14 protein-coding genes, 1 pseudogene and 1 riboswitch are annotated in these 12,374 nt (G+C 71.6%); of the genes and pseudogenes, 4 read left to right on the top strand and 11 right to left on the bottom strand.

Annotated features, from left to right (window positions below; all coding sequences use genetic code 11):
- Positions 1–22: 22 nt before the first annotated feature.
- A complete protein-coding gene (locus ACWD5D_RS28165; protein ID WP_451375551.1) occupies positions 23–652 on the bottom strand; it encodes a TetR/AcrR family transcriptional regulator in 630 nt (209 codons plus the stop codon).
- A 132-nt stretch (positions 653–784) separates the two neighbouring features.
- On the opposite strand from ACWD5D_RS28165, the gene ACWD5D_RS28160 reads away from it, so the two are divergent.
- The 3 genes from ACWD5D_RS28160 to ACWD5D_RS28150 are packed head-to-tail and all read left to right on the top strand — an operon-like array spanning position 785 to position 2,662.
- Complete coding sequence (locus ACWD5D_RS28160; RefSeq protein ID WP_451375550.1) at positions 785–2,323, top strand: APC family permease; 1,539 nt, start codon at positions 785–787, stop codon at positions 2,321–2,323.
- Between the two features lie 28 nt (positions 2,324–2,351).
- Positions 2,352–2,552 carry a twin-arginine translocation signal domain-containing protein gene (locus ACWD5D_RS28155; protein ID WP_451375549.1) on the top strand — a complete coding sequence of 67 codons (201 nt, stop codon included), beginning with the start codon at positions 2,352–2,354 and terminating at the stop codon, positions 2,550–2,552.
- Positions 2,495–2,662: an agmatine deiminase family protein gene (locus tag ACWD5D_RS28150; RefSeq protein ID WP_451375548.1), complete on the top strand. Its 168-nt coding sequence runs from the start codon at positions 2,495–2,497 to the stop codon at positions 2,660–2,662. Before ACWD5D_RS28155 ends, ACWD5D_RS28150 begins: the two co-directional genes overlap by 58 nt.
- Before the next feature lie 27 nt (positions 2,663–2,689).
- On the opposite strand, the gene ACWD5D_RS28145 is transcribed toward ACWD5D_RS28150, so the two are convergent.
- From ACWD5D_RS28145 to ACWD5D_RS28105, 9 genes are all read right to left on the bottom strand, one after another.
- Positions 2,690–3,775, bottom strand: a complete 1,086-nt coding sequence (locus ACWD5D_RS28145; RefSeq protein ID WP_451375547.1) for a hemolysin family protein — start codon at positions 3,773–3,775, stop codon at positions 2,690–2,692.
- Entirely contained in the window at positions 3,772–5,106 is a 1,335-nt protein-coding gene (locus tag ACWD5D_RS28140; protein WP_451375546.1) for a hemolysin family protein, read from the bottom strand. The genes ACWD5D_RS28145 and ACWD5D_RS28140 overlap by 4 nt, the downstream gene beginning before the upstream one ends.
- Positions 5,107–5,312: 206 nt before the next feature.
- A complete protein-coding gene (locus tag ACWD5D_RS28135; protein ID WP_451375545.1) occupies positions 5,313–5,774 on the bottom strand; it encodes a PH domain-containing protein in 462 nt (153 codons plus the stop codon).
- A gap of 13 nt (positions 5,775–5,787) precedes the next feature.
- A complete protein-coding gene (gene hisG, locus ACWD5D_RS28130; RefSeq protein WP_451375544.1) occupies positions 5,788–6,636 on the bottom strand; it encodes an ATP phosphoribosyltransferase in 849 nt (282 codons plus the stop codon).
- Between the two features lie 77 nt (positions 6,637–6,713).
- Positions 6,714–6,986 carry a phosphoribosyl-ATP diphosphatase gene (locus tag ACWD5D_RS28125; RefSeq protein ID WP_059248197.1) on the bottom strand — a complete coding sequence of 91 codons (273 nt, stop codon included), beginning with the start codon at positions 6,984–6,986 and terminating at the stop codon, positions 6,714–6,716.
- Positions 6,987–7,020: 34 nt separating this feature from the next.
- Entirely contained in the window at positions 7,021–7,506 is a 486-nt protein-coding gene (gene ribH / locus ACWD5D_RS28120) for a 6,7-dimethyl-8-ribityllumazine synthase (protein WP_451375543.1), read from the bottom strand.
- A 36-nt stretch (positions 7,507–7,542) separates the two neighbouring features.
- A complete protein-coding gene (locus tag ACWD5D_RS28115; RefSeq protein WP_451375542.1) occupies positions 7,543–8,877 on the bottom strand; it encodes a bifunctional 3,4-dihydroxy-2-butanone-4-phosphate synthase/GTP cyclohydrolase II in 1,335 nt (444 codons plus the stop codon).
- Positions 8,874–9,515, bottom strand: a complete 642-nt coding sequence (locus ACWD5D_RS28110; protein ID WP_451375541.1) for a nicotinamide mononucleotide transporter family protein — start codon at positions 9,513–9,515, stop codon at positions 8,874–8,876. The genes ACWD5D_RS28115 and ACWD5D_RS28110 overlap by 4 nt, the downstream gene beginning before the upstream one ends.
- Positions 9,512–10,117 (bottom strand): riboflavin synthase, encoded by a 606-nt coding sequence (locus ACWD5D_RS28105; protein WP_451375540.1) that lies wholly within the window; start codon positions 10,115–10,117, stop codon positions 9,512–9,514. The genes ACWD5D_RS28110 and ACWD5D_RS28105 overlap by 4 nt, the downstream gene beginning before the upstream one ends.
- 156 nt (positions 10,118–10,273) lie before the next feature.
- Positions 10,274–10,404: riboswitch (FMN riboswitch) on the bottom strand.
- Positions 10,405–10,768: 364 nt separating this feature from the next.
- On the opposite strand from ACWD5D_RS28105, the gene ACWD5D_RS28100 reads away from it, so the two are divergent.
- Complete coding sequence (locus tag ACWD5D_RS28100) at positions 10,769–11,512, top strand: SDR family oxidoreductase (protein WP_451375539.1); 744 nt, start codon at positions 10,769–10,771, stop codon at positions 11,510–11,512.
- 470 nt (positions 11,513–11,982) lie between these two features.
- Here the strand turns inward: ACWD5D_RS28100 and ACWD5D_RS28095 are convergent.
- Positions 11,983–12,216, bottom strand: a pseudogene (locus ACWD5D_RS28095) (ROK family transcriptional regulator); the annotation flags it as partial.
- Positions 12,217–12,374: the final 158 nt, after the last annotated feature.

Genomic DNA, 12,374 nt, shown 5'->3' with positions numbered 1-12,374 from the left:
GCCCCGTTCGCCTTGTCCGCGGCTACCCCAGTCGACGCGCCAAGCCGTCCAGGATCAGGGCCAGGCCTCGTTCGAATCCCCGGTCGTCCCACGTCGACGGGTCCGGGGACACCCGGGCCGCGGATTCCAGGGAGTCGGCGAGTGCCGGGTACTCGGGGCGGTAGTCGGCCGGGGTGCGGGTGAAGCCCGCCGTGTACGTCTCCAGGGCCGAGCCGAGGACCAGGAAGTCGATCGCCGCGCCCACTTCGAGTGCCAGCTCGGGATCGCAGCCGGCCCGGACCAGCGTGCCCAGCAGGGTGTCGTACTCGCGCAGCGCGTCCGTACCCCGGACCCCGCGCCGGGCGACGAGCGTGATCGCGTTGGGATGGTGCAGGAAGACCCGCCGGTAGCCGCGGGCGTACGCGGCGATACCCTCCTGCCAGGGGCGATCCCGCAGCGGACGCACGTCGATCTCGGAGTCCAGCAGTTCGCCGACCGCGTCCAGGATGTCGTCCTTGGACTGGACATGGTGGTACAGCGAAGCACCCCGCACGCCCAGCCGGTCCGCGAGTGCGCGCATGGTGAGCGCCTCGTAGCCGTGGTCGTCGATGAAACCCAGAGCGGCGCGCGCGATGGCGGCCCGGCTCAGTACCGCCTGATGTGGCCTGCCCACAACCCGCCCCTCACGATCTGATCGACGCCGCAAGGTTACTCACCCGCAGGGTCTTCCCAAACGCCGGTCGCCCCTCTACGTTCGCCGCCTAACTAAGTTAGTTTTAGCTCGAACACGAGGCGAGGTACACCCATGCCCAAACCCCTGCCCCCCGAAGACGGCGACGCGGTCCGCCTGGAAGCCCTCGGCTACCGGCAGGAACTCCGCCGCAGCCTGGACATCCTGGGCAACATCTCGATGGGTTTCGCCGTCGTGTCCCCGGTGGTCGCCCTCTACGCCGTCTCCATGCTCGCGACGACGATCGCCGGACCCGCCTGGGTCTGGGCGCTCCCGGTCGTCCTCGGCGGCCAGTGCCTGGTCGTCAACGTCTACTCCGAACTCACGTCCCAGTGGCCGCTCGCCGGTGGCCCCTACCAGTGGGGCCGGCGGCTGATCGGCCCGGCGTTCGGCTGGCTCGGCGGCTGGGTGTGGCAGTTCGCCGTGATGTTCGGCAACACCACCGTCGCCTACCTGGCCGCCCCCTGGGTCTTCGCGCTGTTCGGCGTCGTCCCCTCTCCCGGCGCCCTGGTCGCCGTCGCCGTGGCGATCGTGCTGGGCTGTTCCCTGGTCAACGCCTACGGCATCCGCATCCTGCGCTGGTTCGTCTCGGCGGGCATCGCGGGCGAGGCGATCGCCTCGGTCCTGGTCGGCCTGGCCCTGCTGCTCTTCTTCCGCAAGCATTCCTTCGCGTTGTTCACCAGCACCTACGGGGCCGAGAAGCTGTCCGGCGGCTCGCTGCCGATGGCGTTCCTCGCGGTCGTCGCCGTGGCGGGCTGGGCGTTCATCGGCTTCGACGCGTGCGTGTCGACCGCCGAGGAGACCAAGGACGCGGCGCGCCAGGTGCCGCGGGCGATGTGGTGGGCGCTGCTGTCGGTGGGCGCCGTGGTCGTGCTCAACGCCGTGGCCGTCGCGCTCTCCTACCCGGACACGGCGGCGGCCGTGGCCGGCAAGGACGTCGACCCGGTGACGACGGCCGTGGTCACCTCGTTCGGCTCCTGGTCCGACAAGCCGTTCGTGGCGATCGTGCTGGTCAGCTTTCTGGCGTGTGCGATGGCCTCGCAGGGCGGCGCGGCCCGTGGTCTGTACTCGCTGGCCCGCGACGGCGTCTTCCCCTTCTCCACTCAGGTCCGCAAGGTGAACCGGCGGGCCGCGCCGATCGGCGGGCTGGTCGCCTCCGCGCTGGTCTCCGCGTCGGCACTCCTGCTCGGCCTGAACGCCACCGCCATCGGTTCGCTGATCTCCTTCGGTACGGCCGCCACCTTCGTGCCGTTCTTCCTGGTGTCCGCCGCCGCGCTGATCGCCCGGCTGCGCGGGACCTGGGTGCCGTCCGGTGCGATCCGGCTGGGCCGCTGGGGGACGGCGCTCAACGTCCTCGCCGTTCTCTGGGCCGGGTTCGAGGTCGTCAACGTGTGCTGGCCGCGTGCCCTGCTCGCACCGCCCGGGGCGCCCTGGTACCAGATCTGGGCCGCGCCGCTCGGTGTCGCCACCGTCCTCGGCTCCGGCGTGCTCTACCTCCTCGTCCGCCGGCCCCAGGACCTGATCGCCGCGGCCGACGTCGCCCGTACGTCCCCCGCACCGGCCACTGGCGGGACGCAGTCCCCGTCCCCGTCTTCGACCGAGTCCGTGTCGTAACCACCCACCCAACCCGGAGGACCTTCGCATGAACGTCTCCGCAATGAGCCGGCGCCGCTTCCTGAGCACCTCCGCCACCCTGGCCGCCGCGGCCGGGCCCGGGCTCGCCGCCGGTATCGGCCGCGCCGAGGCGGCCACCTACGACGGCACGACCTGCACCGTCCCCGGCGAGTGGGCGCCGCACGCCGGGCGTCTCATGGCCTTCCCGTGGGACGCCACCGACAACTGATCCGGTCGCTGTTCCCGGCGAAGACGGTGGTGGGCGTGCCCGCCACCACCCTGGCGTGGGGCGGTGGCGGGGTGCACTGCATCACCCGGCAGATACCCGCGAGGCGCTGAACCGGGCCGCGGCGCCGGCGGGCTCGCTCAGCTCGCCAGCGCCTGCTCCGGTTCCCCGCTCGAGCGCGGCTCGGTCAGCTTCACGTCGGCGGTCTGCCGGTGGGCCGGGTCGCGGACCTCGCCGACCAGGAGTTCCAGGACGTCCTCCATGGCGACCAGGCCGAGGACCCTGCCGGAGGTGTCCGCCACCTGGGCCAGGTGGGTGGCCGCCCGACGCATGACGGTGAGGGCGTCGTCCAGCGGGAGTTCCGAGCGGAGGGTGGCCATCGGGTGCCAGATCTGCTGGGGTACGGCGCGGTCGGAGTCCTCGAGGTCGAGGACGTCCTTGACGTGGACGTAGCCCATGAAGGCGCCCTTGTCGGCGGCCACCGGGAAACGGGAGTACCCCGTGCGGGCCGTCAGCTGGACGATCTCCCCCGGCGTGACCGACGGGGGCACCGTGACCAGGGACTCGCGCGGGAGGAGGACGTCGGTGACCGGGCGAGAGCCCAGTTCCAGAGCGTCCTCGAGGCGCTCCTGCTCCTCGGGGTCGAGCAGACCCGCCTGGCCGGAGTCCTCCAGCAGGACGGTGAGCTGCTCGCTGGTGACGACGGCCTCGACCTCGTCCTTGGGCTCGACACGGAAGAGCCGCAGGATGCCCCGGGCGCAGGCGCCGAGGGCCACCGTGATCGGCCTGCAGATGCGGGCGAAGTAGACCAGGCCGGGGCTGAGCCACAGCGCCGCCTTCTCGGGCGCCGCCATCGCGAGGTTCTTCGGGACCATCTCGCCGACGACCAGGTGGAAGAAGACGACCGCGGCGAGCGCTATCACGTAGCCCAGCGGGTGGATCACGCCGTCGGGGAGGTGGACGGCCTCGAAGGCCGGCTCCAGCAGATGGGCCACCGTCGGCTCGGCCACCGCTCCCAGGGTCAGGGAGCAGACGGTGATGCCGAACTGCGCCGCCGCCATCATCTGCGGCAGCCGCTCCAGGCCGTAGAGCACCTGGCGGGCGCGTGCGGTGCCGAGCGGTTCGATCTGGCTGCGGCGGACGGAGACGAGCGCGAACTCGGCGCCGACGAAGAAACCGTTGGCGAGCACGAGCAGCGCGGCGAAGAACAGTTGGAGGACGCTCATCGTGCGGCCTCCGCCACGTTCACGGCCGGGGCCGTGCGGACCAGGCGGACCCGTTCGGCCCGGTAGTGGCCGACCTGGCGGACGGAGAGCCGCCAGCCGGGCAGTTCGGCCCGGTCACCGGGGACCGGGATGCGGCCGAGCAGGTCGGCGACCAGGCCGGCGACGGTCTCGTAGGGCCCCTCGGGCACGTCGAGGCCTATCCGCTGCAGGATGTCGACACGGCAGCTGCCGTCCGCGTCCCAGGCGGGCCTGCCGTCCTCCGGCGGTGCGGCGGCGAGTTCGGGCATGTCCTGGCGGTCGTGCTCGTCGCGGACCTCGCCGACGAGTTCCTCCACGATGTCCTCCAGCGTGACCACGCCCGCCGTGCCGCCGTACTCGTCGACGACGACCGCGATGGGCTGCTCGCTGCGCAGGCGCGCGAGCAGGGGCTGGACCGGCAGGGTCTCGGGGACGAGCAGGGCCTTGCGGGCGATACGGCTGACCGGGGTACGGAGCCGATCGTTCGCCGGGACGGCCAGGGCGTCCTTGAGGTGGACCATGCCGACCACCTCGTCGATCTTCTCCCGGTAGACGGGGAAGCGGGACAGACCGGTGGCGCGTGTGAGGTTGACCACGTCCTCGGCGGTGGCCGAGTCCTGGAGCGCGCTGACCTTCACGCGCGGGGTCATCACATGCTGGGCGGTCAGGTCGCCGAGGGACAGGGTGCGCACGAAGAGGTCGGCCGTGTCCTGCTCCAGGGCGCCGGCCTGCGCGGAGTGCCGGGCCAGGGAGACCAGTTCTCCCGGGGTGCGGGCGGAGGCCAGTTCCTCGGCGGGTTCCACGCCGAGCGCGCGCACCAGCCGGTTGGCGACCGTGTTGAGTGCGGCGATCACCGGGCGGAACAGGCGGGAGAAGCGGCGCTGCGGGCCGGCGACGAAGCGGGCGACCTGCAGCGGCTTGGACACCGCCCAGTTCTTGGGTACGAGCTCGCCCACCACCATCTGCACCGCCGAGGCGAGCAGCATGCCGACGACCACGGCGACGCCGGAGACGGCGCCCTCGGGGACGCCGATCGCGGCGAAGGGGCCGCCCAGCAGCCCGGCCAGCGCCGGTTCGGCGAGCATGCCGACGACGAGGGAGGTGATGGTGATGCCGAGCTGGGTGCCGGAGAGCTGGAAGGAGAGTTCCTTCAGCGACTCGACGACGGTGCCGGCGCGTTTGTCGCCCTCGGCGGCGGCCTTCTCGGCGTCCGGTCGTTCGACCGTGACCAGGCCGAACTCGGCCGCGACGAAGAAGCCGTTCGCGAGGATCAACACGAAAGCCGCTCCGAGGAGCAGCAGGGGGATGGTCACGATGCCACCACCTCCCCGTCGTTATGTCGGGTAGGGGCGGCGCAGGTACTGCAGGACGATCCGTCCATCGCTGGAGGGAGTCACTCCTCGGGTAGCAGGAACCCCTGGACACCGTGTGGCGTGCAGGGGCGGAGGCGCGGCGAAACGGCCTCCGCAACCAGATTAATCAAGACGCGGGCATCGCGGGCAGGGCAAGTGGCCCCGAGTCATCCCTGATCTTGTCCCTGCCGGGCCGCCGGGTGGGCTTCGGCGAGGGTCCGCAGGGCGTGCGCGTCGGCGATGGCGCGCTGCTTGGCCAGGCCCGGCTGGATGCCGAGCGCGGGCAGGCTGGTGCCGTCGCTGAGGTCGAGGAACACCCAGGGGTCGCCCGGACGGAGGTTCACCCGGAGGATCTCCTCCCAGGCCAGGCGCCGCTTGCTGAGGATGTTGACCACGGTGACGCCGGACTCGTCGGCGACGACCTTCACCCGGGAGATCTGGGCCAGTCCCCAGAAGATCAGCGCCCCGGTGAGGAAGAAGCCGAACCCCTCCCCCGGGCCGAGGTCCAGCAGCACGGCGATCCCTGAGAGGACCAGGAAGATCGCCGCGCCGGCCGTGAGCAGGATCACTCGGGTGTGGCCCGGCCGGAAGGTGACGGGGAGGGCGGGACGGTCGGGAAGTTCGGACATCTGGCTGTGGACCTCAGAGGCGGCAGGCGTGGATGGCCGTGGTGAGGATGGCGCGGGCGCCGATCTCGTACAGGTCGTCCATGATCCGCTGGGCCTCCTTGGCGGGGACCATGGCGCGGACGGCGACCCAGCCCTCGTTGTGCAGCGGGGAGACCGTCGGGGACTCCAGGCCGGGGGTGAGGGCCACGGCCTTCTCCAGCTGCTCGACGCGGCAGTCGTAGTCCATCATCACGTACGTCCGCGCGACCAGGACGCCCTGGAGGCGGCGCAGGAACTGCTGGACCTTGGGCTCGTCGCCGTCGGCGCCGGTGCGGCGGACGACGACCGCCTCCGACTTCATGATGGGCTCGCCGAAGACCTCCAGGCCCGCGTTGCGCAGCGAGGTGCCAGTCTCGACGACGTCGGCGATGACCTCGGCGACGCCGAGCTCGATGGCGGTCTCGACGGCGCCGTCGAGGTGGACGACGGAGGCGTCGATGCCGCTGTCGGTGAGGTGCTGGGCGACGATCCCCTCGTAGGAGGTGGCGACCGTCTTGCCCTTCAGGTCCTCGATGCCGTTCGCGGTGCCGGGCTTGGCGGCGAAGCGGAAGGTGGAACGGGCGAAGCCGAGCGGGAGGATCTCCTCGGCGTCGGCGGCGGAGTCGACGAGCAGGTCGCGGCCGGTGATGCCGATGTCGAGGCGGCCGGTGGAGACGTAGATCGCGATGTCGCGCGGGCGGAGGTAGAAGAACTCGACCTCGTTCTCCGGGTCCACGATCCGCAGCTCCTTGGCCTCCCGGCGCTGCTGGTAGCCGGCCTCATGCAGCATCTCCGCCGCAGGGCCGGACAGTGAACCCTTGTTGGGGACGGCGATGCGCAGCATGAGGTCGGCTTCCTTTGCGTGAAGGGGGTTTTCTCGGGGCTGTTGCGGCGTGCGGCTTACAGGTGGGCGTGGACGTCTTACAGGTGGGCGTAGACGTCGTCCAGGGAGATGCCGCGGGCGACCATCATCACCTGGACGTGGTAGAGCAGCTGCGAGATCTCCTCGGCGGCCGCTTCCTTGCCCTCGTACTCGGCGGCCATCCAGACCTCGGCGGCCTCCTCGACGACCTTCTTGCCGATGGCATGGACGCCCTTGCCCACCAGCTCGGCGGTGCGGGAGGTGGCGGGATCGCCATGGGCGGCCTTGTGCTGCAGCTCGGTGAAGAGCTGCTCGAACGTCTTCTTGGACATGGTGGTCCCCACCCTACGCGGTCCGGGTGGTGCCTCAGTGCCAGGGTTCGGATACCGAGCGGAGCGTCGCGGCCGTCGCGACGGCCGCGGTGACCGCCTCGTGGCCCTTGTCCTCGTTGGAGCCCTCGATGCCGGCCCGGTCCAGGGCCTGCTCCTCGGTGTCGCAGGTGAGCACGCCGAAGCCGACGGGCACGCCGGTCTCCACGGCGACCTGGGTGAGGCCCTGGGTGACGCCCTGGCACACGTAGTCGAAGTGGGGGGTGCCGCCGCGGATGACGACCCCGAGGGCGACGACCGCGTCGTAGCCGCGGCTTGCCAGCGCCTTGGCGGCGACCGGCAGCTCGAAGGTGCCGGGGACCCGGATCAGGGTCGGCTCGTCGATCCCCAGTTCACGCAGGGCGCGCAGGGCGCCGTTCACCAGACCGTCCATCACCTTCTCGTGCCACTGCGCCGCGATGACGGCGACCCTCAGGTCGCTCGCGCCCCGTACGGACAGTTCCGGTGCACCCTTGCCGCTCACGTCTCTCCTCAGTGCCTAAGTGCCTAAGTGCTTTGCTTACTGGTTGCCACAGGTGGCCGCGGACACGGCCGCGGAAGCCGTCGCGGAGGCTGCCGCGGCTGGAGTGTCCAGCCAGGGCAGGTCGTGGCCCATCCGGTCCCGCTTGGTCCGCAGGTACCGGAGATTGTGCTCTCCCGCCTGGACGGGCATCGGCACGCGGCCGGCGACCGTCAGGCCGTGGCGCAGCAGCGCGTCGGTCTTGTCGGGATTGTTGGTCATCAGGCGGACGCCGCGCACGCCGAGGTCCGCGAGGATCTGGGCGCCGGCGCCGTAGTCGCGGGCGTCGGCGGGCAGGCCGAGTTCGAGGTTGGCGTCGAGGGTGTCGACGCCCTGTTCCTGGAGTTGGTAGGCGCGCAGCTTGGACAGCAGGCCGATGCCGCGTCCCTCGTGGCCGCGCAGGTAGACGACGACGCCCCGGCCCTCGGCCTGGATGCGGGCGAGTGCGGCGTCGAGCTGGGGGCCGCAGTCGCAGCGCAGGGAGCCGAAGACGTCGCCGGTGAGGCATTCGGAGTGGACGCGGACCAGGACGTCCTGGCCGTCGCCGATCTCGCCGTGGACGAGGGCGACGTGCTCGACGCCGTCGGTGGTGGACCGGTAGCCGTAGGCGGTGAAGGTGCCGTGCGCGGTGGGCAGGACGGTCTCGGCCTCGCGGCGGACGGTGGGCTCGGTGCCGCGGCGGTAGGCGATCAGGTCCTCGATGGAGATGATCGTCAGGCCGTGCTTGCGGGCGAACGGGACGAGTTCGGGCAGGCGCAGCATGCGGCCGTCCTCGCCGGCGATCTCCACGATGGCACCGGCCGGGCGCAGCCCGGCGAGCCGGGCGAGGTCGACGGCGGCCTCGGTGTGGCCGTTGCGGACCAGGACGCCGCCTTCGCGGGCGCGCAGCGGGAAGACGTGGCCGGGGCGGACGAGGTCGGTGGGCTCGGCGGTGCCGCTCGCCAGCAGTTGGAGCGTGGTGGCGCGGTCGGAGGCGGAGATCCCGGTGGTCACGCCGTGGGCGGCCGAGGCGTCCACCGAGATGGTGAACGCGGTCTTCATCGACTCGGTGTTGTCCTCGACCATCTGCGGCAGCCGGAGCCGGTCGAGTTCCCCGCCCTCCATGGGGGCGCAGATCAGGCCCCGGCACTCGCTCATCATGAAGGCGACGATCTCGGGGGTCGCCTTCTCGGCGGCGATGACGAGGTCGCCCTCGTTCTCCCGGTCCTCGTCGTCCACGACCACGATGGGGCGGCCGGCCGCGATGTCGGCGATGGCCTGCTCGACGGGGTCGAGGCGGAGGTCGTCGAGGCCATGGTCGGTGTGGTTGTCGTACAGCATGGGTGCCGTGGTCATGCCGGCGCTCCTTCCAGGACGGGCCGCGCGTTGTTGCGGGAGCGCAGCCACCAGTCGCGCATGCCCCACAGGACGAGTGCGCCGTAGATGACGTAGACGAAGCCGGAGAAGGCGTAGCCGTTGGCGAAGTTGAGGGGGACGCCGACGAGGTCGACGAGCAGCCAGGCGAACCAGAACTCGACCATGCCCTTGGCCTGGGCGTACATGGCGACGATGGTGCCGACGAAGATGTAGGCGTCGGGCCACGGGTCCCAGGACAGTTCCGGGTAGGCGGTGAACAGCAGGGCCACCGCGACGGTGCCGGCGGCCACGGCGGCGAGCATCGCCGCGCGCTCGCGCCAGGTGGCGAACCGCGGGGCGATGTGGCCGTCGGCGCCCTGACCGCGGTCGCGGTACCACTGCCAGAAGCCGTAGACCGCGACGGCCATGACGACGACCTGCTTGCCGGCGCTGCCGGTCAGGTGGCCGAAGAAAGCCGCGAAGAGGATGAGGCCGGAGACGAACTGGACCGGCCAGGTCCACAGGGAGCGTCGCCAGCCGAGGGCGAGCGCGGCGAGGCCGAATATGTTGCCGATCATGTCCGACCAGAGGATGTGCTGGCCGAACAGCGTGAACGCCTCGGAGTTGAGCGAATTCACCGGTCGCCCTCCTGCCCGGCCGCGAGCATCCGCTCCACGTACTTGGCGATGACGTCGACCTCGAGGTTGACCGGGTCGCCGGGCTGCTTGTGGCCCAGCGTGGTCAGGGCGAGGGTGGTCGGGATGAGGCTGACGGTGAAGTAGTCGGGGCCCGCCTCGACGACGGTGAGGCTGATGCCGTCGATGGTGACGGAGCCCTTCTCCACGACGTAGCGGGAAAGTTCCGCGGGCAGCGAGACCTTGACGATCTCCCAGTTCTCGGACGGCGTGCGCGCCAGGACCTGTCCGGTGCCGTCGACATGGCCCTGCACGATGTGCCCGCCGAGCCGCGCGCCCACGGCGGTGGGGCGTTCGAGGTTGACCCGGGAGCCGACGGAGAGCGCGCCCAGGCTGGAGCGCTTGAGGGTCTCGGCCATGACGTCGGCGGTGAACTCGTCGCCCTCGTGGTCCACGACGGTGAGACAGACTCCGTTCACGGCGATCGAGTCGCCGTGCCGGGCACCTTCGGTCACGACGGGGCCGCGCAGTCGGAAGCGGGAGGCGTCGCCGAGGTTCTCGACGGCGGTGACTTCACCCAGCTCTTCGACGATTCCGGTGAACACTTCCCGGGTCCTCCTGCCACATGTCGGGCACGGACTCCGGGGCCTGTCGATGACGACAGAATGTACGGGTGGACACACCAGGTGCGACGCCGAAAAGGACTCGCCCGGACGGACGAGCCCAGATACGGCGGCGCGCACAAGGAACATGCCCGCCCGCCGCGCACTGCCTCCCATCCGGACTTTAACCGTCGGTCCAGGAATTTCACCTGGTCAACCGGCCGCTGGAAGCGACCGGGTCGCGGACTGTAACCGCCGGTTCGGACTTTCACCGACCCCGGAGTGCGCTGCTTCTGGTACAGGCCCAGTGTGCCACGACCACCCCGCGTCCAGACAGGCGATCGGTGTGGGTTGCCTCACAATGCGCTCATGTGGACTTGCGCGGTGTGCCCGGATCACTCAACTCCCAGGTGCGGAACGTGGATTGACGTTGCCCCAGGCCCATTGACCGTACTGGTCTAGTCCTTTTAGGGTGCGAGCGGGCCCGGCGGCGGTGACGACGGCCCTTGCCCGCCGCCGGGTCACCTCGGCTCCGTCACACCCGCGCGCATGCCTGTCGGCATGGCGTGTCACGTTTTCCGGGGGCCGCGCCGTCTCATCCGTGAAGGGCGCTCCGGCCAAGGGGCGCCGGGTGTCCGGAGGGACGGAAACAGCATGACCACGATCCTGGTGACCGGCGGGACCGGAACGCTCGGGCGGCTCGTCACGGAGCGGCTGCGGGCGGACGGCCACGAGGTACGGGTGCTCAGCCGGCGCACGCAGCCGTACGCCGTCGACCTCCGCGAGGGCGGGCCGGGCCTGGACGCGGCCCTCACGGGAGTGCAGACGGTGGTGCACTGCGCGAGCACGCCGCGGGGCGGCGACGAGCGGGCGGCGCAGAACCTGATCGCCGCGGCGCGGCGGGCCGGGGTGGGCCATCTGGTGTACATCTCCATCGTCGGCGTCGACCGGGTGCCGTTCGACTACTACCGCAGCAAGTTCGCGGTGGAGCGGATGGTCGAGGAGTCGGGGCTGGGCTGGACCGTGCTGCGGGCGACCCAGTTCCACGACCTGCTGGTGACGGTGTTTCAGGGGCTGGCCAAGCCGCCCGTCATGCCGCTCCCGGCCGGCGTCTCGGACCAGCCCGTGGAGGTCGCCGAAGTCGCCGACCGCCTCAGCCGGCTGGCCCTCGCCGCACCGGCGGGCCGGGTGCCCGACATGGGCGGCCCGGAAGTGCGAAAGCTGGACTCCCTCGCCCGTGCGTATCTGCGGGCGGCCGGCCGGCGCCGGGCCGTGCTGAACGTTCCCCTGTTCGGCAAGTCCTACGGAGCCTTCCGCGCGGGCGGACATCTGGTCCCGGAGGAAGCGGTGGGGAAGGTGACGTTTGAGGAGTATCTGGCGCGGAGGTTCGCGCACTGAGGGGGCGCGCGACCGGGCGGCGAGGAAGGGGGCTACTGGGCAACCGGGAGGGCGCGACGGCCGGCGGGATGTTGTCCTGCGCTGCCGGGAGCGGGCGGCCCCGGCCGCCACGCTGTCGCCGGGACCGCGAAAGGAGGCGCCGAGCCGCCGGGGGCAGCCGGACCGCCGAGAAGGTGCCGCCGGAGGGTCCCGTGTCGCCGGAGGGGTGCCGCCGGAGGGACGTCGCGGGTGGTGCGGGGCGCGCCCCGGCAGGCAACGTCCGCCCGTCGAGGAGCGGCGTCCGGTGCGCGCTCCGGGGGTCCCCCGGCCGAAGGCTGGAGGAGTGCCGGCCGGAAGCCCTCGTACTGGATGCACTTGGGCTTTCGGTCGGTGCGGCGATGGGCGCGCCGACCGTGCGAGCGAAGCCGGGCGTGCCGGACATGGGGAGCGTGCCGGGCGTCGCGGCTGGGCGAACGTCGCCTGTTGGGGCGCTAGCGATCCGCCGGTGCGAACAGTTCGTCCTGCGCCCGGTCGCGGGCTGTCAGCAAAGCGCCGCGCAGGACGGCGGCGCCGCCGAGGGCGCTGGCTCGTACCTCGGTGACGAGCGGCGACATCCTGCGCAGCCGCTCCTCCACGAGCCCCGCGAGCAACGCTCCCCCGGCCTGCCCGACCTCACCGCCCAGCACGACGCACCCGGGGTCGAGGATGGCGGCGACGGATGCGGCGCCGATGGCGATCCGGTCGGCGAGGGTGTGGAGGAAGCGGACGGCGGGACTCGCGGGGGCTGCCGCCCCCTCCGCCGACGCCGGCTTCACCGGCTCGGGCCCGGCCGACTCCTGTCGCCTCAACTCCGATCCCACCGAGCCCCGTCGCCCCGGCTCCA

The organism is Streptomyces sp. NPDC002520 (assembly GCF_053595235.1).
The sequence above is the reverse complement of the archived record's forward strand: the minus strand, read 5'-3'. Positions and strand labels throughout refer to the sequence as shown.

What these genes read in the sequence shown, in the direction of transcription:
- ACWD5D_RS28160 (WP_451375550.1), top strand. Translation starts at nt 785, where the DNA reads ATGCCCAAACCCCTGCCCCCCGAAGACGGCGACGCGGTCCGCCTGGAA.
- ACWD5D_RS28155 (WP_451375549.1), top strand. Translation starts at nt 2,352, where the DNA reads ATGAACGTCTCCGCAATGAGCCGGCGCCGCTTCCTGAGCACCTCCGCC.
- ACWD5D_RS28145 (WP_451375547.1), bottom strand. Translation starts at nt 3,775, where the DNA reads ATGAGCGTCCTCCAACTGTTCTTCGCCGCGCTGCTCGTGCTCGCCAAC.
- ACWD5D_RS28135 (WP_451375545.1), bottom strand. Translation starts at nt 5,774, where the DNA reads ATGTCCGAACTTCCCGACCGTCCCGCCCTCCCCGTCACCTTCCGGCCG.
- hisG (WP_451375544.1), bottom strand. Translation starts at nt 6,636, where the DNA reads ATGCTGCGCATCGCCGTCCCCAACAAGGGTTCACTGTCCGGCCCTGCG.
- ACWD5D_RS28125 (WP_059248197.1), bottom strand. Translation starts at nt 6,986, where the DNA reads ATGTCCAAGAAGACGTTCGAGCAGCTCTTCACCGAGCTGCAGCACAAG.
- ACWD5D_RS28115 (WP_451375542.1), bottom strand. Translation starts at nt 8,877, where the DNA reads ATGACCACGGCACCCATGCTGTACGACAACCACACCGACCATGGCCTC.
- ACWD5D_RS28100 (WP_451375539.1), top strand. Translation starts at nt 10,769, where the DNA reads ATGACCACGATCCTGGTGACCGGCGGGACCGGAACGCTCGGGCGGCTC.